The organism is Alkanindiges illinoisensis (assembly GCF_004377485.1).
In the GTDB taxonomy this organism is placed as follows: domain Bacteria; phylum Pseudomonadota; class Gammaproteobacteria; order Pseudomonadales; family Moraxellaceae; genus Alkanindiges; species Alkanindiges illinoisensis_A.
Window position 1 is genome coordinate 38013 of record NZ_SNTY01000076.1, and the last position, 22576, is coordinate 60588.

Annotated in this window: 20 protein-coding genes; 9 read left to right on the top strand and 11 right to left on the bottom strand. The window is 46.0% G+C overall.

Annotated elements, in window-relative coordinates; genetic code table 11:
* Nucleotides 1-6: 6 nt before the first annotated feature.
* Nucleotides 7-1536 carry a sodium:solute symporter family protein gene (locus E2B99_RS13000; RefSeq protein WP_240687837.1) on the bottom strand — a complete coding sequence of 510 codons (1530 nt, stop codon included), beginning with the start codon at nt 1534-1536 and terminating at the stop codon, nt 7-9.
* A gap of 308 nt (nt 1537-1844) precedes the next feature.
* On the opposite strand from E2B99_RS13000, the gene mrdA reads away from it, so the two are divergent.
* Together mrdA and rsmD are read left to right on the top strand one after the other, a co-directional pair.
* A complete protein-coding gene (gene mrdA / locus E2B99_RS13005; RefSeq protein ID WP_134245554.1) occupies nt 1845-3824 on the top strand; it encodes a penicillin-binding protein 2 in 1980 nt (659 codons plus the stop codon).
* 17 nt (nt 3825-3841) lie between these two features.
* On the top strand, nt 3842-4402 hold the full coding sequence (gene rsmD, locus E2B99_RS13010) for a 16S rRNA (guanine(966)-N(2))-methyltransferase RsmD (RefSeq protein WP_134245556.1): 561 nt from the start codon (nt 3842-3844) through the stop codon (nt 4400-4402).
* Between the two features lie 97 nt (nt 4403-4499).
* Here rsmD and E2B99_RS13015 read toward each other — a convergent pair whose 3' ends face one another.
* From E2B99_RS13015 to E2B99_RS13035, 5 genes are all read right to left on the bottom strand, one after another.
* Nucleotides 4500-5216 (bottom strand): outer membrane protein OmpK, encoded by a 717-nt coding sequence (locus E2B99_RS13015; protein WP_134245558.1) that lies wholly within the window; start codon nt 5214-5216, stop codon nt 4500-4502.
* 266 nt (nt 5217-5482) lie between these two features.
* On the bottom strand, nt 5483-6274 hold the full coding sequence (yaaA, locus tag E2B99_RS13020) for a peroxide stress protein YaaA (protein ID WP_134245560.1): 792 nt from the start codon (nt 6272-6274) through the stop codon (nt 5483-5485).
* A 149-nt stretch (nt 6275-6423) separates the two neighbouring features.
* Complete coding sequence (locus E2B99_RS13025; RefSeq protein WP_134245562.1) at nt 6424-6900, bottom strand: DUF934 domain-containing protein; 477 nt, start codon at nt 6898-6900, stop codon at nt 6424-6426.
* Nucleotides 6893-8536: a nitrite/sulfite reductase gene (locus E2B99_RS13030; RefSeq protein ID WP_134245564.1), complete on the bottom strand. Its 1644-nt coding sequence runs from the start codon at nt 8534-8536 to the stop codon at nt 6893-6895. The genes E2B99_RS13025 and E2B99_RS13030 overlap by 8 nt, the downstream gene beginning before the upstream one ends.
* A 744-nt stretch (nt 8537-9280) precedes the next feature.
* Nucleotides 9281-10474 (bottom strand): CaiB/BaiF CoA transferase family protein, encoded by a 1194-nt coding sequence (locus E2B99_RS13035; RefSeq protein ID WP_134245566.1) that lies wholly within the window; start codon nt 10472-10474, stop codon nt 9281-9283.
* A 288-nt stretch (nt 10475-10762) separates the two neighbouring features.
* Here E2B99_RS13035 and E2B99_RS13040 point away from each other — a divergent pair, with 288 nt between their 5' ends.
* Nucleotides 10763-11770, top strand: a complete 1008-nt coding sequence (locus E2B99_RS13040) for an AraC family transcriptional regulator (RefSeq protein WP_134245668.1) — start codon at nt 10763-10765, stop codon at nt 11768-11770.
* On the opposite strand, the gene E2B99_RS13045 is transcribed toward E2B99_RS13040, so the two are convergent.
* On the bottom strand, nt 11715-12470 hold the full coding sequence (locus E2B99_RS13045; RefSeq protein WP_134245568.1) for a hypothetical protein: 756 nt from the start codon (nt 12468-12470) through the stop codon (nt 11715-11717). The genes E2B99_RS13040 and E2B99_RS13045 overlap by 56 nt on opposite strands.
* Nucleotides 12471-12552: 82 nt before the next feature.
* On the bottom strand, nt 12553-13356 hold the full coding sequence (locus E2B99_RS13050) for an SDR family oxidoreductase (protein WP_134245570.1): 804 nt from the start codon (nt 13354-13356) through the stop codon (nt 12553-12555).
* A 164-nt stretch (nt 13357-13520) separates the two neighbouring features.
* Here E2B99_RS13050 and E2B99_RS13055 point away from each other — a divergent pair, with 164 nt between their 5' ends.
* Both E2B99_RS13055 and E2B99_RS13060 read left to right on the top strand, forming a co-directional pair.
* The gene (locus E2B99_RS13055) at nt 13521-16475 is read left to right on the top strand and encodes a valine--tRNA ligase (protein WP_134245572.1); all 2955 of its coding nucleotides are present in this window, start codon (nt 13521-13523) and stop codon (nt 16473-16475) included.
* A gap of 93 nt (nt 16476-16568) precedes the next feature.
* Nucleotides 16569-17444: a hypothetical protein gene (locus E2B99_RS13060; RefSeq protein WP_134245574.1), complete on the top strand. Its 876-nt coding sequence runs from the start codon at nt 16569-16571 to the stop codon at nt 17442-17444.
* Nucleotides 17445-17621: 177 nt separating this feature from the next.
* Here the strand turns inward: E2B99_RS13060 and E2B99_RS13065 are convergent, their stop codons facing one another.
* Nucleotides 17622-17870 carry a type II toxin-antitoxin system Phd/YefM family antitoxin gene (locus E2B99_RS13065; RefSeq protein ID WP_134245576.1) on the bottom strand — a complete coding sequence of 83 codons (249 nt, stop codon included), beginning with the start codon at nt 17868-17870 and terminating at the stop codon, nt 17622-17624.
* A gap of 152 nt (nt 17871-18022) precedes the next feature.
* Here E2B99_RS13065 and E2B99_RS13070 point away from each other — a divergent pair, with 152 nt between their 5' ends.
* Together E2B99_RS13070 and E2B99_RS13075 are read left to right on the top strand one after the other, a co-directional pair.
* Nucleotides 18023-18295, top strand: coding sequence for a type II toxin-antitoxin system Phd/YefM family antitoxin (locus E2B99_RS13070; protein WP_134245578.1), 273 nt, complete (start codon nt 18023-18025; stop codon nt 18293-18295).
* Complete coding sequence (locus E2B99_RS13075) at nt 18289-18711, top strand: type II toxin-antitoxin system VapC family toxin (RefSeq protein WP_134245580.1); 423 nt, start codon at nt 18289-18291, stop codon at nt 18709-18711. Before E2B99_RS13070 ends, E2B99_RS13075 begins: the two co-directional genes overlap by 7 nt.
* Before the next feature lie 61 nt (nt 18712-18772).
* Here the strand turns inward: E2B99_RS13075 and E2B99_RS13080 are convergent, their stop codons facing one another.
* On the bottom strand, nt 18773-19552 hold the full coding sequence (locus E2B99_RS13080; protein WP_134245581.1) for a TIGR04219 family outer membrane beta-barrel protein: 780 nt from the start codon (nt 19550-19552) through the stop codon (nt 18773-18775).
* Between the two features lie 143 nt (nt 19553-19695).
* Nucleotides 19696-20190, bottom strand: coding sequence for a hypothetical protein (locus E2B99_RS13085; protein WP_134245582.1), 495 nt, complete (start codon nt 20188-20190; stop codon nt 19696-19698).
* Between the two features lie 115 nt (nt 20191-20305).
* Between E2B99_RS13085 and E2B99_RS13090 the strand changes: the two genes are divergently transcribed.
* A complete protein-coding gene (locus tag E2B99_RS13090) occupies nt 20306-21199 on the top strand; it encodes a 1-aminocyclopropane-1-carboxylate deaminase/D-cysteine desulfhydrase (protein WP_134245583.1) in 894 nt (297 codons plus the stop codon).
* A gap of 128 nt (nt 21200-21327) precedes the next feature.
* Complete coding sequence (locus tag E2B99_RS13095; protein ID WP_240687841.1) at nt 21328-22473, top strand: NAD(P)/FAD-dependent oxidoreductase; 1146 nt, start codon at nt 21328-21330, stop codon at nt 22471-22473.
* Nucleotides 22474-22576 lie beyond the last annotated feature (103 nt).

The window sequence follows — 22576 nt, forward strand, 5'->3', positions numbered from 1 at the left end:
TTTTTATTATGCATTAAGTATGGTTTCATCTGCGATTTTTTCATCATCAGGCTGTGGCATGCCCTTGCGATTGGGCCAGATCAGGCTGCCCAGCAGCATGCCAATGACTGAAGCAATAAAGCCAGCCAGTTGCGGTGGACATACGGCAGCCAAATGTTGCAAGCCAATCATTGACCAGCCAGTACCACTACTCCAGCTATAATCCAGTGCTTCAAATATAAGCCAAACCCCCACGCCAAATGCAATGGACACCCGGGCACCGTTCTGACTGGCCCGCTTCCAGTACAACCCAAAAGCTAGCGGAGCAAAAGCGCCAACCAGAACCACTTTATAGGCATTTTCTACCATTTCAAAAATGGATTTATCGGTTGCCAGTGCATAGGTGGTCACACAAATCGCAAATACCATTACGGTAGCACGGATAAACCAGACACGCTGGCGGCTATCCAGACGGTAATAAACTTTTGACAGCAGGTTTTCACTGATGACTCCTGATGGCGCCAGCAATGTCGCAGATGCCGTACTCATAATGGCTGATAACAGCGCACCAAAGAAAATAACCTGCACAAAAACCGGTGTGTTTTGCATGATCAGGTTGGGTAGTACCATTTGTGAATCGCCACCTTCACCCAACGCTGCATTCACCATATCCGGATTAACAATAAATGCCGTATAGGCCAGATAAATGGGCATCATGGCAAACAGGAAATAGCAGATTCCACCAATCACTGCACCATTACGCGCATTGTTGGCCGTGTTGGCTGCCAGTACGCGCTGGTAAATATCCTGTTGTGGAATTGAACCAAAACCCAGAGTGATGAGTGCGCCAAAAAACCCCAGCCAGCCCGCCAGATTATGCTCAGGAAGCATATTCAGCTTACCGGCTTCACGTGCATGCGTAATGACAGTAGTTGCACCGCCATCGACCATGCCGGTAATCAGCCAGGTGATATACACCAGTCCGGCAACCAGCAGGATATTGTGAATAAAGTCAGTTAAGGCAACCGACCACATGCCGCCCAGAATGGTATAGGTGACCACAATGGTTACGCCAATGAGCACGCCGCCTGTTACACTGATCAGATCATGCGTAATAATATTAAACACCAGCCCCATTGCTGACAGCTGTGCAGCGACCCAGCCCAGATATGATAGGGCAATAACCACTGAAGTAATGACTTCAATATCACGGCCATAGCGCTTGCGGTAAAAATCGCCAATAGTCAGCAGCTTGAGACGGTATAAAGGCACGGCAAAAAACAAACCAACCAGAATCAGGCACAAGGCAGCGCCAAACGGGTCAGCAACAATACCGCCCAGCCCTTCCTGAATAAATGTCGATGACGTCCCTAGAATGGTTTCTGAGCCAAACCATGTGGCAAATGTTGTGGTAACCACCATAAACAATGGCAGACGGTGACCGGCCACCAGATAATCAGAACTGTTCTTGACCCGGCGCGCAGCATATAAGCCCACACCAATGTTAAGGGCTAAATAAGCCACCAATGCAATTGCCAACAAATATTGATTTGCCACAGCTCACCCTTCTTATGTTTAGGGTTAAACTTTATTCCGCAGCACTGGTGCTGGCGGTGCCAACTGTACGTCCCCAAGTTCTGGGTAGACGGCGCGAAAGTTTAGACAAAAGTAGAACATCTGTCGCGTTTTTTTTATCGAAACCGACAAGAAAACCCAAATGCTAAATTCCCAACACTAAAAACCAGAAACTCGGTAAAAACCAGAAACCCGGTCTGCTGCCATCTTTTACATCTCAATGTGGCAGAAGATTGGCATCCATCGGCAAATATAGCTAAAATTGTGCCAATCTTATTGCTGCTGCCTGTATGAAGAGCCCGCTTCCCCTTAAAAACCCCCATCAGGACCAGCAAATCTTTCGCCATCGCGTCTGGTTTGCCGTGGCTTTTGTAGTCTTTTGCTTTCTATGTTTGCTGGCTCGCTATACCTACCTGCAGATTTTTCAATACGGACAGTACAATAGCGCAGCCGACAAGAACCGTATCCGCCTACAGGCTATTCCCCCGGCACGCGGCTATATTTATGACCGCAATGGGGTCTTGCTGGCCGACAACTATCCGGTGTTTACTGCCGTGATTAACCGGGCAGACATTGAAAATCTGGAAGATACCCTGAAACGGCTGGTGCCAGTGCTGGATCTGACGCTGGATGACCTGAACAAATTCAGGCATCGGGCCAAGTCCACCCGCAAAACCGAACCGCTCGCCATTAAGCTCAACCTGAATGAGCAGCAAATTGCCCGCTTTAGTGAGGTGAAATACACTTTTCCCGGGGTAAATATTGAAACCAAGATGACCCGGTTTTATCCGCATGCCGAGCTGTTTGCGCATGTGATTGGCTATGTGGGACGTATCAATGAAAAAGAGCTGGGCGAACTGGACAAGAACGCTTATGCCGGCACCGACCTGATTGGCAAGATTGGTGTAGAAAAATTCTATGAAGACCTGCTGCATGGCAAACCCGGCTATCAGTATGTTGAAGCCGATGCGCATGGACAAATCTTGCGGCACTTGGGACAGACGCCTGCAATCCGGGGCAATGATTTGTATCTGTCACTGGACTACGGCCTGCAAAGTATTGCCAATGCCCAGTTGTCCGGACGACGTGGGGCCATTGTGGCCATGAATCCGCAAACAGGTGAGATTCTGGCATTTGTGAGTAACCCCAGTTTTAACCCAAACCTGTTTGTTACCGGGATTGGTCACAAGGACTATAATAACCTGCGTGATAACCCGGATCAGCCGCTCTATAACCGCGCATTGCAAGGGGTTTATCCTCCCGGCTCGACCATCAAACCCATGGAAGGACTAGGCGGCATTCATTACAATCTGGTCAACTGGGGCACACAGATTTACGATCCAGGTTATTTTCATCTGCCGGGCGATGCGCATCGTTTCCGTGACTGGAAAAAATCCGGCCACGGTACAGTTGACCTGAACAAGGCCATTACCTGGTCGTGCGATACGTTTTTTTATGTGCTGGCTTATCGCATGGGCATCGACAATATGCATGACTGGATGACCCAGTTTGGCTTTGGCGCAAAAACCGGCATTGACCTGCCTAATGAAAGTTCAGGTTTATATCCATCCCCCAAATGGAAAATGCAAAAGCGCAAAAGCAAATGGCTGCCCGGTGAAACCATTTCAGTCAGTATTGGTCAGGGTGCTTTTACTGCAACCCCAATTCAACTGGCAATGGCAACCGCCATCACGGCCAATCACGGCCATCACGTGACCCCGCATGTGCTGCGTGAAAGCAAAGGTCCCAAACCTTACCATGTACTAAATGCACCAGACGGCAAGGTCGAGTTTAATGGCACTGAGCAGGACTGGAATAACATGCGTGATGCCATGGTGAATGTGATTCGCTCTGGCACAGGGGGTCGCCTGAAAATTGGCTTAAAAGGCTACGAAATTGCCGGTAAAACCGGAACTGCACAGGTCAAGAGTATTGCACAGGGTAAGCGCTATAACGAAGCCGCGCTGGATGAACGTCATTACGACCACGGCCTGTTTGTAGGATTTGCCCCAGCAGATAGTCCAAAAATTGCCGTGGCAGTGATTCTGGAAAATGGTAAACATGGCGCGGCGGCGGCAGCCTTGGCGCGTCCCATGTTTGATTATGTGGTTCACCAGATGGAAAAAAATCCAATTAAGCCTGCACAAAGCAGCATTACCGGTGGCCTAATGACCGCTGGCATGAAGCCGCAGGAAATTTCCGAACAGGCCAGCCAGACCAACCGCCCAGCGGCAAGCCCAGCGCCTTCACTAGCAAGTGGAGAAGAATAAACAATGAGGACTACAGCATGAATCAGGTTCGCATTATTGGCGGTGAATGGAAGCGTCGGCTAATCCGGTTTGAAGTGGTTAATGGCTTGCGTCCCACGCCAGACCGGGTACGCGAAACCCTGTTTAACTGGCTCATGTGGGATGTTGCAGGGGCGCACGTGTTGGATACCTGTGCGGGTTCAGGCGCTTTGGGCATTGAAGCCCTGTCCCGTGGTGCGCGTCATTGTGTATTTATTGAAGCAGACCGCAAGCAAGCTGAGCAAATTAAAGCCAATCTTTTGCAATTACAATGCACCACCGGTAAAGTGATGCATGCCAAGGCGGAGCAAGCATTAACGCAATTATCAGAACCAGTGCGCTCAGCAGGCTTTGATCTGGTCTTTCTTGATCCACCCTATAGCCTGAACTTATGGACTTCCTTGGCCAGCCTGATTGATCCCTTGCTGAAGCCAGCGGCCAAAATTTATGTGGAAGCTGACCGGCCCTTGCAACAACTGCAATTGCCCGCCCATTGGCAACTGCTTAAAGAAACCCGTGCAGGACAGGTTTATGCCGGGCTTTATCAGACTACCCGGTAGCATCACCAGATATATTAATCAGCCTATAAAAAACAGCCAAACTGGCTGCTTTTTAACTGAGATGTTTTTAATTTCGCCATATCAGATAGTGACAAGCTTAAAAATGGTATTTCACCAGCGCACTCACATTCTTTTCGTCAATATTCTTGATGCCAAACTTATTAATCCAGTAAGAATATTCAATTCCTAGATACAGGCGCGTATTTGGGCTAATCAGCTTGCCCGCATTCCATTTCCACTGTGATGTCCAGTTTAGCTCGGCATCATGGTCAGATTCCTTGCTGGACCAGTCGGCAAACCCATCAAATAAAAAGTCCTGCCCGGCGACAGTCAATGGCACACCATACGTGACGGTGGTCATCCAATCGTCCTTAGTGGTTTCATTGTTGGCACGATACAGGTTGATATCCGCATATTTAAAATACGGAATATTCAGGCCAAAACCAATTCCATAAACATAGTTATTAAAATCACTGCCAGACTCCCAAGTAGAGGCCAGATAAACATCCTTGATTGGCCCATAAGACAGTTTTTGGCCAGTCAAGTAAGACAGGCTCAGGCGTGGTGCAAGCTCAAAGTAATTATCTTTTTCATCAGTCTGGCTGTAGCGGCTATGGTCAATGAAAAAGAAAGCATCGCCCCAGGTTAGGCCAGCCGCATATTCCAGCGTTACGACATCGCGCTTTTCAGGGCCAACTTTATAGTCATCACCGTGCAGGCCAGTAATGCTAAAGTCCTGCCAAATGGGTTGTGCACAGGCGGCAGACATTGCAGCACTACACATTGCCGCAACCATAATGGATTGAAATTTCATATGACCTCTACTGTTTAGTGAGATAAACCAACTAAACTGCTTGCTACAATAAACTGGCAAATACTCCTGCATAGGCAGAAATATTCAAAAACTGAATTTTAATATAGAATGTTACAGGAATGTAATATAAGTTTATAAATTGTTAATAGTGCAGAATTTAATATTTTTATCGTTTTTTAAGTTTTGACCAATAAAAAAGACAGCACATAGGCTGCCTTTTTCTTAAACCTTTTTTTCCAACCCTAATTATTCAGTCAAAGCCAGTTTTAATCAACTGGGATGGCATCCTGCTGGGCACGCATAAATACCAGTTCATCGTCACTGGAATGCTCGCCAGAATAAACATAGCCTTCAAGATTAAAGTTCTTAAGCTGTTCGGCCTGCGTGAGCTGGTTTTTAATGATAAAACGGCTCATCAAGCCGCGTGCCTTTTTGGCATAAAAACTAATAACCTTAAACTGGCCATTTTTCTCATCCAGAAATACGGGCTTGATCAGCCTGCCCTGCAACTGGTTCACCTTGATTGCCTTAAAATATTCATCAGACGCCAGATTAACTACCACATCATCACCCTGTGCTTGCAAGGCCTGATTGACATGATCGGTAATGGTATTACCCCAGAAACCGTATAAATCCTTGCCTGCCGGGTTATTCAGCTGGGTGCCCATTTCCAGCCGATAGGGCTGCATTAAATCGAGTGGACGCAACAAGCCATATAACCCGGATAACATGCGCAAATGTTTCTGGGCAAATTCAAAATCTTTTTTGGTGAAATCCTGTGCCTGCAAGCCTGCATACACATCACCCTTAAAGGCCAAAATCGCCTGCCGCGCATTTTCCAGATTAAAAATGGGTTCCCAGTTGCAAAAACGCTGCTTATTAAGTTCGGCAAGCTTGGGGCTAATGTCCATCAGCTCAGACAAATCCTGCGTAGTAAGCTCACGGCAAACATCTACCAGTTCCTGACTTTTATCTAAAAGTTGCGGTTGGGTATGGTCAGTCGTTGCCAGCGGACTTTCATAATCCAGTGTCTTGGCTGGTGAGATCAGTATTAGCATTGTGAATCCTTTCCTCCCTTAAACCAATAATCAACAGGCTGAATATACTACGTTTACCTTAAGAAAGTATGTATAAAAAAACCCTTGCGCAATTATAGGCAAGGGTTTTTTAAGCCAGTACCAGCAATAGCCAAAAGGTTCTGGCGAATTTACTGGCCAGTCTGGTAGCTGGCTTTTTGTACTGCAACGGAAGCCTGATATGGCACTGTAAAGTCATTCAGGCCCGCAGCAGCTTCGTTCACGTCCTTGCCTTCCTTTAAAATAAAGGAGTCAAAGCTTACGCGTTTCATGTAGTTTAAGGTGTCTTTAAACACATCGCCGACCGCGCGCAGCTCACCCACAAAACCCTGACGACGCAGCAATGCCGCAAACGAGTAACCACGACCATCATTGAAACCGGCAAACTCAATGGCAATCAGGTCTAGCTGGTTGACTGGAAACGAATAGTCTTCCGGTGAATTGGCAACGCTAATCAGCAGGCCTTTTTTGCCCTGCACTTCAGCCAGACGATCCAGCTCCGTAGCACGCAGCAATACATTACCAGTTGGCATTACACCGTCTTCACCAATCATCTGGTATTCATCTTCGCAGATGCTGCCATCTTTAAACAACACGGTATTAGGCATAAACGCGCTCCTTGAATGGGGTGATGCCAACGCGGCGATAGGTATCAAGGAAACGCTCATCATCCACGCGTAAATCCAGATAGGTATTTAGCACTTCTTCCACAATATCAGCCATGTCTTCTGCGGCAAACGATGGCCCCAGAATGTCACCAATGCTGGCATCATGGTCGCTATTGCCGCCTAGTGTAACCTGATAGAACTCGGCACCTTTCTTGTCCACGCCCAGAATGCCAATATGACCCACATGGTGATGACCGCAGGCATTCATACAACCGGAAATGTTCAGGTCAATCTTGCCCAGTGCATACACACTGTCCAGATCATCAAAGCGGCGACTAATGGCTTCAGCAATGGGAATGGACTTGGCATTGGCCAGTGAGCAGTAATCACCGCCGGGGCAGCACACGATATCAGTGATAAAACCAATATGCGCACGCGCCATATTGTGCTGGTTTAAAATCTGGTACAGGTCATACAGATCTTTTTGTGGCACATCTGCCAGCACCATGTTTTGCTCATGGGTATTACGGATTTCACCGAAGCTGTAGCGATCCGCCAGATCTGCCACCATGTCCAGTTCGCTATCAGTCAGGTCGCCCGGTGCAATGCCCGCACGCTTGAGTGAAATGGTCACAATGCGATAACCCGACACTTTATGCGCATGGGTGTTATGGCGATACCAGTTGGCAAATGCTGGTTCAGCCTGAAATTGTGCTGTCCAGTCGATATCCTGCAAGTTTTCATAGGCTGGTGGCGCAAAAACAGCATCCATTCTGGCCATCAGCTCAGCATCAACCTTGCGTTGTTCACGAATCTGCGCAAACTCGGCTTCTACCTTTTGGGCAAATACTGGCGGAGTCAGAGCCTTAACCAGAATCTTGATACGTGCCTTGTATTTATTATCACGGCGGCCATGCAGGTTATATACCCGCAGCACGGCTTCCAGATAGGCAATCAGGTCTTCACGCGGCAGATAATCACGAATCACGCTACCAATAATCGGGGTACGACCCAGACCGCCGCCCACCAGAATTTTATAGCCCAGCTCACCGGCAGCATTTTTAACCAGATACACGCCAATATCATGCAAGGCAGTTGCTGCACGGTCGGTTTCTTCCAGTGCGGACACAGCAATCTTGAACTTGCGGGGCAGGAACGCAAACTCCGGATGGAATGTGCTCCACTGGCGAATCAGTTCACAGGTAGGACGCGGATCTGCAATTTCACCTGCCACCACACCAGCAAACTGGTCGGTGGTGGTGTTACGGATACAGTTGCCGCTGGTTTGAATGGCATGCATTTGTACCGTGGCCAGCTCCGCCAGAATATCCGGTACATTTTCCAGTGCAGGCCAGTTGAGCTGAATGTTCTGGCGCGTGGAAATATGCGCATAGCCACGGTCATATTGACGGGTAATGTCCGCAATCTTGCGTAACTGCTTGCTATTTAACAAGCCATAAGGCACAGCAATCCGCAGCATGGGTGCATAGCGCTGCACATACAGGCCGTTTTGCAGGCGTAAGGGACGATACTCGTCTTCAGACAGGGTTCCTGCGAGGTAACGCTGGGTTTGATCGCGGAATTGAGCAACGCGCTCGTTAACCAGTTGCTGGTCAAGATCGGTGTATAAATACATGGCGTATGGCTAGATTCATGGTATAAGTTTAGGTGCGAAGCATACCTAGGTTTGCTTCATCAATAAAACGTTTTTTTTGCATAATTAATAACGGTTTTATTGATAAACCCTTAACCGGTCTTATTGCCTTAAATGATTTATGATTTAAAATGAGCCTTAATTTAAAATGCCTAGGGTATAACATTGGGACATAAAAAAGCCCGACAATATTCATCCTGAATGGTCGGGCATTTCTTTAGCATCCTGCTGTACATCCTGTTCTCGACATATCCCATCGAGCCTTGCGATTTATGCCAGCCTTTCAGCTCGCGCTATCCGTATGGCTAAATCCGTGCCATGTCATCCTTGATTCGCTAAACACATCATCTCGCATCTGCTCTTGCCAAAACAGTCGCCACAACCCCAATTGATGTACGCTAATGCTTACAAAAGTTAACGTTTGTTAACCAAATGTTTGCTAATCGTTCTACAATGATTTGACAATAGTTTAAAAATTAAACTTAAAATTATGATTTTCAATATAAAAACAATAAGCCATTAGGCATGTATTTATACGTCAAAGCTAACTCCTAAAATTTAACTGGTCGATGAACAAGCTTACATAAAGAAAAGTTTTATTAGACTTTTTTCATAACCCTTTCTTGCGCTTCGCTCACTTGAGCAAAAAATACGCCTAAAGCATTTTACAGCGCAAGGAAAAGAGAATTTTGCAAGACATCATAAACCAGTCATATTTGGCCCTGCTTATAAATCTTCCCAGCCAGTTTCACCCAGTTGCTGGCCTGCATAGTCATAACGTGCTTGGCTTCTGGAAAACTTGATTGGGCAAGCCAGTTGTTTTTGACTAGCTGTCTGTTCAGCGGTCAAGGGTACATCAACCACCCAACCGCGTTCCTGAGCCAGTTGTGAATCTGCTGCTTCTTTTAAAGTTAAAACAGGTTCAACACACACATCGAGTGCGGCAAACACTTGCTGCCAATGGCTAAATGGCTGTGCTGCAATCGCTTCAGCCACAGCCTGCTTAACCGCCTGACGATCCTCAGCAAACATGGATGCGCCTTTTTGCGCCAGAATAGGCAGGTTTAAGGCAGCACTTAAGCCCATCATAAATTGCGGTTCCAGACTACCCACAGAAATATAACGGCCATCCGAAGTTTTAAAATAATCATAATAACTGCCGCCATTTAAGGTTGCTGCTTCCGGTGCCTGATCTTCACCGCCTGCAATCTGCGCAGATGCTGCCATATTGTTCAAGGTAAATACACAATCGGTCATGGAGATATCAATGTGCTGGCCCTGCCCGCTCTGGTTGCGCTCAATCACTGCTGCCAATACACCAATCACCGCATGTAATGAGCCACCTGCTACATCAGCAACCTGAATGCCCAGCGCTGGTGGGCCACTGTCCTGCCGCCCGCTATGACCGGAAATCCCAGCCAGGGACATATAGTTAATGTCATGGCCTGCGCGATCCTTATAAGAGCCGGTTTGGCCATAGCCGGTAATGGAGCAGTAAATCAGGCGTGGGTTAATGGCTTTTAAGTCTTCATAGCCCAGCCCTAGACGCTGCATCACACCAGGACGAAATTGCTCAACCACAATATCAAAATCGCATAGCAAGCCTTTTATTTTTTCAATGTTTTCCGGGTTTTTCAGGTCAACGGCCAGTGATTTTTTATTACGGTTTAAGTAGGTATGCGCTGTGGCCTGTCCATCCGCATACGGTGGCATCACACGCACCAGATCAACCCGGGTGGGTGATTCTACATGAATCACTTCAGCGCCCAGATCAGCCAGCATTAGGGTGGCAAATGGCCCCGGCAGCAAGGTGGAAAAATCTAGTACTTTTAAACCAGCCAGCGGTGCGTTTGAACCAGTTGATGGTGAAGGTGCTGATGAAACAGATGCCACATTGGATTGAGTCGTATTTTGTGTCATGGAATTTCCAGTTAAACGGCCAATACAATAATGGCCAAAGTTGGTTTAAATCATCAGCGAGCCTAGAATGTGCCAAGGCTTGTGGGCAATGACGATAGTTGCCAGTTTGGCTGAGCAAACTTGTCAGTTCGTATTTTGTCCTGAAATGAGCTCAAATTAATCAGCCAGATATGCTATGGTAAAGTAGTGATATCAGTTCTTTATATCTGGATTTTTGCATTCTGGTTTTAGCCTGAATGACATTGATTAATATCACATTCAGGCGTTTTATAGTTCCCGAGGTCGATGATGAACCGTGACACCATTAGCATTCACTTTGTCAACGCAGCCCTGACAGGCGTTCGCCGGATGGGTCTTGATGTCAATGCTTTATTGTCCCGTGTGGGAATTGAGCCAGAATTGCTCAGCCAGCCCAAGGCCCGTGTTTCGCCGGATCAGTATACCCGTCTGGCGCAAACCCTGTGGCTGGTGACGCAGGATGAACACCTGGGATTTGATGCCCAGCCGCGCAGGCTCGGCACGTTTTCGATCATGTGCCAACTGATTATTCATGCTGGAACACTGGGCAAGGCACTGGATTTAAGCGCGCAGTTTTACCGCCTGTTTGGTGATGACTGGGCCGTGAGCATTGAACGCGATACCCACGAAGCCCGTATGGTGACTCATATTCCATCTGACCGCGACCCGGATCATTTTATTACCGAAAGCATGCTAATGATCTGGCATGGTTTGGCCTCGTGGCTAATCGAACGGCGTATTCCACTGGAACGCGTGCAGTTTGCCTATCCGCAGCCCAATCATGTTGATGAATACGACGCACTGTTTTTCTCGCCCGTCATCAAGTTTGATGCACAACGCACCGAAGTGACCTTTGCAGCAGATTATCTGGATTTGCCGATCCGTCAAACCGAAGCCAGCCTGCAGGAATTCTTAAAGAGTGCGCCAGCGCAGTTATTGGTCAAATTCAAGAATGCCAGCTCGCTCACCTCGCGTATTCGTGAAGTATTAAAAAGTCATATTGGTGAAGAAATGCCAACTTTAAATGAAGTGGCTTCCATGCTGTACCTGTCGCCGCAAACCCTGCGCCGTCGCCTTGCTGCCGAAGGTAAAAGCTATCAGGGTGTGAAAGACAACCTGCGCCGTGACACCGCCATTCACCTGCTGCTCAAGCCAGAACTATCACTGGAAGATGTGGCACAACAGGTAGGTTTTAGTGAAACCAGTACCTTTCACCGTGCCTTCAAGAAATGGACGGGTGTAACACCGGGCCTGTACCGACAGCTTCATGCCAGCTAAGCGGATGTGGAATAATAAACTGCTGCAAGTGGCCTGAAGCAGTTTGAAACAATGCCGGGTCCATTGCATTGCCTAGCTTGCGCAGGCTTTTATAGGATAAAGCCGTGGTCATGTTCATTACACCATCCAGGGTTTTATTGGCAATAAAGTTAAACTTCAGTAATTCCTTAGGCTCTTTTAACAGCTTGGTCACACCCACATCAATAATTTCAATCAGGCATTCGATGGCGTGTAGTGCATTGTCCGCTTTCAGATCTTTTAAATCAGCCAGAGCATCAAGGGCTTTTTGCGCCAGCTTGTCGGGAATGGCATAAATCAGGCATGGAATGGCAGCACTATTAATAGAGCATTCATTAATCAGCTCGTAGTAATGGGTAATGACTGGCTTTAAGCGCTTGGCATCAAACCAGCTGACAGCCCAGCCAAAATACTTGCGGATAATGCCCTTGATTTCTTCAATATGGCTTAGGGACTCCTTGAAGCTGGCAATTTTTTCCTCAGCCATTTCTTTAACATTGGCAAACTGCTGCACCATGTCGGTAAAAATATAATCAATAATATGGCAAGTGGCTTCACTCATTAAGCGGCCTGCTTTTTCAGCCATTGCGCTGTCATAATCCACCGAGGAAAGATGCAACTGTTCCAGCTCATGGCGAATTAAATCATTGAGCGGTAAAGCAACGGCGTACTGGGTTTCCATATCAAGTGCATCCTGTTTATAAATATTGTGTGGTATTCCCTGAACTAACTTTTGGGATAGTGTTAATTGAGCGTATCTTGTTTTAACGCACCTTGCTTTTACGAATCATGCGGTACATCAATGGCGGATACAGTCGTGACAGCCACACCCCGACCTTTTCCTTTAAACCACCAATCACAATATATTCACGTCCGGCCAGAAGTGCCTGTACCGCCTGTTCGGCAAATTCATCGCTACTCATGGCATTAGCCTGCGCGTCATCCATGGTTCCTAGCTCCTCTCCATTACCTTTTAAGGCAGCCACCGACACATTGGTTTTCACAAAACCGGGGAAAATCACTGACACCTGCAAGCCCTGATCGGCCAGCTCGGCACGCAAACTGTTGGCCCACAAATGAATGGCCCCTTTTGCTGCTGCATAACTGGCCCGATACTGGGTGCCCAGTAAACCGGCTACACTGGAAATAAACACCACATGCCCTGAACCCTGCTTGAGCATGCTCGGCAGTACCACGCGGGTTAAGGCAACTGGCGCGAAATAATCAATTTCCATAATCTGGCGATCGGTATGATCCAGCGTATCGCAAATCAGCGCGCGCTGGCTAACCCCGGCATTGTTAATCAGGCAATCCAGTCGGCCTTTTTTCTGAATCACTTCGCCATAAGTCGCAGTAAGCGATGCATAATCCGTCACATCCAGTGGTAAAATCATATGCTGTTCGGAATTTTCGAGCTGGCGTGCTACCCGCTTGAGCTCCTCTTCCCGCCGTGCGCTCAATACCACCTGCGCGCCCAGTTTGGCAAACTGCTTGGCCAGCGCTTCGCCAATGCCACTGGATGCACCAGTAATCCAAATCACCTGACCATTAAAATTTTCTTTAGGCATTGCTAGATTTCCCAATCCGTTGGCTAAGGTTATGACAAAAGAGCCATACCTTGTAAAGATCAAGACGATGACTACACAGCTTGCACTACGTTTAATCGCAAAAAGCGCACAAAATCCGCTACAATAGTTGCAATTTTTTTCAAACGATTTTCGGATTTTTGTCGATGACCAATACAGTTGACAACAGCGCAGCAGACCATACCGCTGACCAAAACCCAGCCAGCCAGCAAAATATTTCCACCACTTATGACCCAGCTGCCATTGAAGCACACTGGTATAACGTGTGGGAAAAACAGGGCTATTTTAAGCCGCAAGGTGGGGCCAAACCGTTTACTATCATGATTCCACCACCCAATGTCACGGGTAGCCTGCACATGGGTCATGGCTTTAACAATGCGATTATGGACGCCATGATCCGCTATCACCGGATGCTGGGCGACAACACTTTATGGCAACCGGGCACCGACCATGCAGGGATTGCCACGCAAATGGTGGTAGAACGCCAACTGGCCGCGCAAAACATTAGCCGTCACGATCTTGGCCGCGAAGACTTCATTAGACAAGTCTGGAAATGGAAGGAAAAATCCGGTGGCACCATTACCCAGCAAATCCGCCGTCTGGGTTCTTCGGTAGACTGGTCACGCGAACGCTTTACCATGGATGAAGGCTTGTCCAATGCGGTAAAAGAAGTGTTTGTGCGACTGCATGAGGAAGGCCTGATTTACCGTGGCAAGCGTCTGGTGAACTGGGACCCGAAACTGCACACTGCCCTGTCCGACCTTGAAGTGGAAAACAACGAAGAACAAGGTTCGCTGTGGCACTTTAAATATTTCTTTGAAAATGACAGCACCACCACCAGTGATGGCAACAATTATCTGGTGGTCGCCACTACACGCCCTGAAACTTTGCTGGGCGATACTGCGGTTGCTGTGCATCCAGACGATGAACGCTACAAGCACCTGATTGGCCAAAACATCCGCTTGCCGATTACTGGCCGTTTAGTGCCAATCGTTGGCGATGACTATGTTGAAAAAGATTTTGGCACCGGTTGCGTTAAAATCACCCCGGCGCATGACTTTAATGATTATGAACTGGGTAAACGCCATAACCTGCCATTAATTAATATCTTTAATAAAAATGCAGAAATTCAGGCTGAGTTTGACTGGATTGAAAAAGCGGGCCAGCCAATCACTCAGACTCTTGCCGCACCAAGTGATTATGCGGGTGTTGAACGCTTTGCAGCGCGCAAAAAACTGGTTGCCCAAGCCGAAAGCGAGGGCTGGCTGGAAAAAATTGAGCCATACACGCTCAAAGCACCACGCGGTGACCGTTCCGGTGTGATTGTTGAACCGTTATTGACGGATCAATGGTATGTGAAAATTGCACCACTGGCCGAGCCTGCCATTGAAGCGGTTAAAAATGGCGACATCAAGTTTGTGCCTGAGCAATACAGCAACATGTATATGGCGTGGATGAACAACATTCAGGACTGGTGTATTAGTCGCCAGTTGTGGTGGGGACATCGTATTCCGGCATGGTACGCGCAGGATGGTTCGGTGTATGTGGGTCGCAGTGAAGATGAAGTGCGCCAGAAATATCATCTGGGTAGCCATATCAGCCTGAATCAGGATGAAGATGTACTGGACACCTGGTTCTCCTCTGCGCTGTGGACATTCTCAACCCTGGATTGGACTGGTGATGCCGCCAAGGATGCGGAAAATTATTTCTTAAAAACGTTCCATTCTACCGATGTGCTGGTGACGGGTTTTGACATTATTTTCTTCTGGGTCGCCCGCATGATTATGATGACCCTGCACTTTGTCAAAGATGAAAACGGCAAGCCACAAGTGCCATTTAAAACCGTGTATGTACATGGGCTGGTACGTGATGGCGAAGGCCAGAAAATGTCCAAGTCCAAAGGCAACGTGCTTGATCCATTAGACCTGGTTGATGGCATTGATCTGGAAACCCTGATTGCCAAGCGCACCACCGGCCTGATGAATCCCAAGGATGCCGCCAAGATTGAAAAAGCCACCCGCAAGGAATTCCCGGATGGCATTAATGCCTATGGCACCGATGCGCTGCGTTTTACCTTCTGTGCGCTGGCCAATACCGGACGTGACATCAAGTTTGACTTAAAGCGTGTGGAAGGTTACCGCAACTTCTGCAACAAGATCTGGAATGCCACCCGCTTTGTATTAATGAATGTGGAAGGTAAAACGGTCGGTGAAGCACCCCGCACTGACCTGTGGGAACTGCCGGAACAGTGGATTGTCAGCCGCCTGCAAAAGGCTGAAGCTGCGGTGCATAAAGCCTTTGCGGATTATCGTCTGGATATGGTGGCACAAACCATGTACGACTTTATCTGGAATGAATACTGCGACTGGTATGTAGAACTAACCAAGCCCGTATTAAACAGTGACGAAGTCAGTGAAGAACGTAAAGCCGAAGTGCGCCGTGTGCTGCTGGCCACCCTGGAAAGCAGCTTGCGTTTGCTACACCCGCTGATGCCGTTCCTGACTGAGGAAATCTGGCAAACCGTTGCGCCCATGATTGGTAAAAAAGCTGTTGGTCAGGATGACGCGACCATTATGCTGGCACCCTTCCCACAGCCAGAAGATGCCAAAATCAACGAGCAGGCCGAAGCTGACATGAGCTGGCTACAGGGCCTGATTGGTGCAGTGCGTAATATTCGTGGTGAAATGGGCTTGGGTAACGCCCGCTTACTGCCCGTGTTGCTGAAAAACGTGAGTGACAAGGAGCGTGAGCAACTGGGCCGTATTGAGCCGCTGTTCAAAGCGCTATCCAAAGTGGAAAGTATTGAGTTCCTATCCAGTGATCAGGAACCGCCACTGTCGTCCAGTAGTGTGGTGGGTCAGGTTTCCATTTTTGTACCGATGAAAGGTCTGATTGATCCGCAAGCTGAAATTGGCCGCTTGACCAAGAAAATTGAGAAGCTGCAAAAGCAGTTTGATGTACTCAATGGCAAACTGTCTAATCAAGGGTTTTTGGCGAAAGCACCTGCTCATGTGGTGGAGGCTGAGAAAGCTGTGTTGGCAGATTTGGGAGATCAATTGCAGAAGCTGAATGCGCAAATGGAACAGTTAGCGGCGTTGTAAGAGTTAATAAGTTATCAAACCAAGGTTGATATTCCTTATAAAACATGCATTATTCCACTAAGAGTAATGCATTACTAACTTCAGGAAATTCAAATGTTAAAAAAAGACAAAATATATTTAAAGATATATTATCCTATACTGACTTTCATTTTTTTGAGCATTTCAACTTTGAGCCATGCTGATAGAATTGAGGATGTTTATAGTAGAAATACACAACAATGTTCGTCTTACCTAAACCAGAAAATCTCCCCAGATTCCTTTGATTTCTATGCTAAAAAACTAAAATCCATTCCTAAAATTAAAGGTGAATTTGAAACTACTTCAGAATATATAGAACGAAGCACTGCTAAATTTAAGGATTTAGCTATTCCTAATATATTGATTCTTGAAATACCATTAGACAGAAAATTTATTACTTACGATGCTGATAATAAAATTCTAACCTATGAGAAATATTCAGTTGACAATGAAAATACGACCTATGCCGATAACTTTACTCCACCAGGACAAGATCTGGGGGGAATGCATTATATTGAAGCATGGGATTTACACATAGGGAGGTCAACTTTAAATAAAAAATCTTTTACTGCAAGAAATGTATTCGACAAAAATGTTTTAGTTTCTCAAGTAGAGATAACTTCTAAATCAATTTTTGATGAGCTAAAAAGTCCTTATTCCAAATACAAAAATCTAGATGATAGACCCTTATTTAAATTTATAAATTTAATGCCACATGAAGCGAAAAGACTTAAGGAGTCTTCAAGAGCTTTTGCTGTGATCTTTCCCAAGTCGCCATATTTTATCGAAGCTGAAGGTCCTCCTACAACGCCTACTATCACAAACCCATTAACCATAAATTATAAAAATCAAGTTCTAGTAGCTGATATTAACTGTATATTACTCACAGAAGATGATGGAACTGTTTTTAGCTCAACGTTAGAGCATACTAAGGCCTATCTTAAACATTAAATTTCTTGCAAAATTGTATGAATTTGGCTTATCTCGTAAATCAGCATGTTTAAATTCATAATCTATAATTGCTCAAAAAATGATTTTTACAAAAGATCTAATTTCTTTTTAAATTGCTGCCAAACTAAGAAGTTTACTTTTCCCTCTCTTTTTAAAGCTGGTTCAATACACTCTAAATTATAAGTCATCAATATTCATTCGAATGCGTTTTTGATTCGCACGAGCGTCTGCAATTGCATTTAATTCTAAATCTTCAAGCTGCTCAATCATTTGCTCATATAGATCAGCAGGCACACAGTAAAATGCAGGTGTATTGCGGTTTAAAATTGCTATTGGCTCACCGTGACCTGCTAACACTGTATCCATTGGGCTTTTCTTCAACTCAGTAATGCTTGCAGTCATTCGGGCATGAATCTTTTGAGTCATTGCTTTATCTCCATAGAATCTGCTTCAATTATACCATTTTTAGTGCTTTTAAAGGCACCTTTTGAAGTGCTAATAGATACTCTTTTTTAAAAATTGATAAATTTCACCCAAAAATGTACAATCCAAATGTACACTTAAAAGAGGTAACTCTTATGACCGCCATTCCTTTCACTCAAGCACGTGCCCATCTTGCCGATTTGATTGATCAAAGCAACCAAGGTGAAAAAGTCTTTATTTCCCAACGCGGCCAGACTACCGCTGTTTTGATGTCTGTTCCAGAATATCAAAAACTAACAAGTCAGCCCTTAGATATTGCGGAGAGTCTTAACGCTTGGCGAGAAAAATTTAAAGATGAGTTAAACGATTCTGACGAAGATTTTATAGTTGAACGCGACCAATCTGAGGGGCGGGAATTCTGTTGGTAAGCCAGATTAGCCTTTTATTAGACACAAATATTATTTCAGAATTGGTCAAAGCTGAACCTCATCCTCATGTTTTACAGCAGTTTCAAGGTTATAAACAGGAAATTGCAATTCCAAGTCTGGTTTGGCATGAGTTACGCTTTGGCTGGTTAAAAATGCCCGACAGTAAGCGTAAACAGTCTATTGGTATTTTCCTTTATGATGTAGTGAGCCTGCTTCCGATATTGCCGTATGACACGGCAGCAGCAAAAATTCATGCAGAAATTAGAGTAGAAGCACAGAAAATTGGTCAAACCCTACCTTTTGCAGATGGCCAGATTGCGGCAATTACAATGTCGCAAGGTTTAAGTCTAGTTACTCGTAATACCAAGGATTTTGAATTAATTCGTGGACTTCGGCTAATTAACTGGTTTGAATAAGCTATAAAAAAGCCGATTACTTTTAAAAGCAACCGGCTAAATAACTCAAGCAATCAACAGATTAAAAATGCGCTTCCAAACCTAAATAAGGCCCTTTGGCTTCAATCTTGTCAAAGCTGCTGTCTGAATCATCATCAAAATTGATGGTCATGACGCGGTAGCCAAACTTCGCGCCTAAATCCAATGCAATATTCTGAATAAAATTGTATTTCACTTCAGCATTGATATCACTAAAATCAGCATCGCTATTCTGGCCTGCCATCACTTCCGCTTTGGCACTAAACCCAGTAAAGGGCAGCTTGCCACCCGCAGCAACGTATAAAGCTGGTACAGTTTCATCATAGTTATTTTTAGCTACAGTGGCTACATTGCCTGCACTTAAGCGTACAGTTTCTTTGGTGTTTACCCGTTTTACGCCCAACCCCGCATCAACGCTAACAATATTATCCAGAATTTCGTAGTAACCGATTGCATCCAAGGAATTAACTTCGACTTGATACTGACCAGTTAGTCCCGCATAAGGATTAAGCAGTAAACCATTAGTACCTGTCGAGCCTGCTAATCCAGTATTCATATAGGAAGTGTTCAATGATGAATCCGCCTTGCTAAAATCGCTGTAACGCAGCTTGATGTTAGGCACAAACGGTACAGGATGCTCAAAAGCCAGATTATAGACGGCATTAAACTTGTCATCCGACTGCCCCGCGCTATCTTCTGCCTTGGTATACATGCCATCTATACCAGCATATAAGCCAATAAAATCAGCGTGCGCGGTGGTGCTCAGCAGGCCAGCCAGTGCTGCTACTATCCCAAACCCATAATTTAAAAACTGCTTTGGCATTTTCGTTCCTGTTGTTTGATAAAGCTTTCACGTCTAATAAAGCGCTCAGTTAATTCACTAATAGCACTGTCATAAAAAGCGCGCCATTGTAAATCAGTTTTGGGATTTGATGGACACGCTTTATTGTTGTGCAATAGTGATGGCTACATCTGCGTAAACGTGTCTTTAAACTGTGGCCATTCCTGCAAAAAGCTGGTGGCATAAGGTTTGTCTTTGGCCAGCAGTTGATCCAGTTGCCGATGCACGGTGTACAGCATAAACACATCCATTTCCAGCAGATTGGCATCAAATGTTCCCGCCTCATTCAAACGAGCCTGACGCTGTTGCTGCGCCACCTGCACAATAATATCCATGGCTTCCCGGCCAGCAAAAACCGCATAGGCTCGCAGGCGCAATTCCAGTTTTTGCCAGTCATCTGCCAGTTGCTTAAAGGTAGCCAGCTCGCTTTGGGTCGAACGCCAGCCAATTTGTGCAATATTGATTTTACCGCTCACGTTTTCCGGCAGTACGGGTTCCAGCAAGTCAGCCGTACTTAAAAAAATCTTCTTGAGGGCCATCACCTGTGCAATATCCTTGGCACCCTGCCCCAGATCCAGCGTGGCAGTTTTTTGCAGATCGGTTAAATAGACATTAAGCATGACAGGCCATCTTTTATGATAAAAATAGTCGCTATTGTAGCGAACATTACCAATAGATTTTAAACTTCCGCAAATATATTCATATTTTCCTGTTGCCTTAATATGTTGTTTACTGATGCTGATTGATGCGGCAAATAGTCCAAACCAGCGACTACCTTATGAATTTCCTAATAACATCAGCGTTTTTATCAAGCGTGAAGATTTGCTGCATCCGCAGATTTCCGGCAACAAGTTTCGCAAGCTTAAATATAACCTGTATGCAGCCCGGCAGATGGGCTACAACACCTTGCTAACGTTTGGCGGTGCCTATTCCAACCATATTGCAGCGGTGGCAGCGGCAGGTGATAAATTTGGTTTTAACACCATTGGTATTATTCGCGGTGAAGAACTGGTTGATAAAATTAATGACAATCTAACGCTTAGGCTCGCCCAGCAACAGGGCATGCAGCTTGTGTTTGTTAGCCGTGCGGATTATCGCGGTAAAACCGAGCCTGATTTTATTCAAAAACTGAATGACCAGTTTGGTGAATTTTATTTAGTACCGGAAGGTGGGACTAATCAGCTTGCTGTGCAAGGCTGTACGGAAATACTAACGGCACAAGACAAACAACAGTTTGATTATGTCTGCTGCGCGGTAGGTACAGGCGGCACCATTGCAGGGATTATTGAATCCAGTTCTGAGCAGCAAACCATTTTAGGCTTTCCCGCCCTTAAAGGAGATTTCCTGCAGGCAGAAATCCAGCGATGGACGCATAAAACCAACTGGCGGCTTATCCCTGATTATCACGGTGGAGGTTATGCCAAAACCACGTCTGCACTGTTGCAGTTTGTGCAGAATTTTAAAGCCCAGACCGGAATTGAAATTGAACCAGTTTATACCGGCAAAATGCTGTTTGGTTTATTTGATTTAATTCATAAACATTATTTTCCAGCAAATAGCCAGATTCTGGTAATTCATACTGGTGGCCTGCAAGGCAATTTAAGTACGCGCTTTATGATGTCCAGATAAAATCTTACCTCAAAAAAATTTGCGGTTTAACCGATAGCTTCTCGCTTATAATTCAGCTTTTATTTTGCTGTGAACATTCCGTGCTACAAACTGATGTCATTATTATTGGTGCTGGTGCATCAGGCTTGATGTGTGCTGCGATTGCTGCCAAACGTGGCCGCCGCGTGCTGGTATTGGAACGCGCCAACAAGGTTGGTAAAAAAATCCTGATGTCTGGCGGTGGACGCTGTAATTTTACCAACCTGTATGTTGAGCCGGAAAACTATCTTTCGCACAATCCGCATTTTGTGATTTCTGCCCTAAGCCGCTACACCCAGTGGGATTTTCTGGGGCTGGTGGGTGACTATAAAATTCCCTATGAAGAACGTAAGCACGGCCAGTTGTTTTGCCTTAATAGCGCCAAGGATATCTTAAATATGCTACTGGCCGAATGTGACAAAACCGGCAAGGTGACCATTCAAACCAGCACAGAAATTGCCAGTGTTGAAATGGATCCTGAGGGTCATTTTGTTCTGAATACCAATCAAGGCAACTATCGCTGTGAATCTTTGGTGGTGGCCAGCGGTGGCTTGTCCATTCCCACATTGGGTGGTTCCGGTTTTGGTTATGAGCTGGCACGGCAGTTTGGTCATCATGTATATCCTACCCGCGCCGGACTGGTTCCCTTTACGTTTTCCAATCAGTTTAAGGCCGTTACTGAGCGCCTGTCCGGCAATGCACTGGATGTGAGCTTAAGCAATCAAGACGCTGAATTCACTGAAGCCTTGCTGTTTACTCATCGCGGCTTAAGCGGCCCCAGTAGTCTGCAACTGTCCAATTACTGGCAGGTGGGTTCACCGATTTACATTAACTTCTTTCCTACCCTCAATATTGGCCAATGGCTGATTGAAAAAAAACAGTCTCAGCCTAAATCCCTGCTGCGCACCGTGCTTGGCGAAATCATGGCCAAAAGTATTGTGCTGGAACTCCAGCAACTGATCTGGCCACAGCACAGTGAAACGGCGCTGGGACAATTACCGGATGCGGTATTGCAGGAGATTGCCCGGCAACTACAGCATTTTGAGCAAAAACCTTCAGGCACTGAAGGCTACCGTACGGCAGAAGTCACATTAGGTGGTGTGGATACCACCGAGCTATCGTCTAAAACCATGGAAAGCAAGAAGCAAAAAGGCCTTTATTTTATTGGTGAAGTTATGGATGTGACGGGACACTTAGGGGGTTTTAACTTTCAGTGGGCATGGGCATCCGGAGTGGCGGCAGGTCAGGTGGTGTAAACTGCACAGGGCTATGGCTAAAAACTTTTTATTGCTTTTCATTTTCAGGTGTGGATTCATGATCAACACGTAATGCTGCCTTTTCCTAAATCTTATTGTGAAC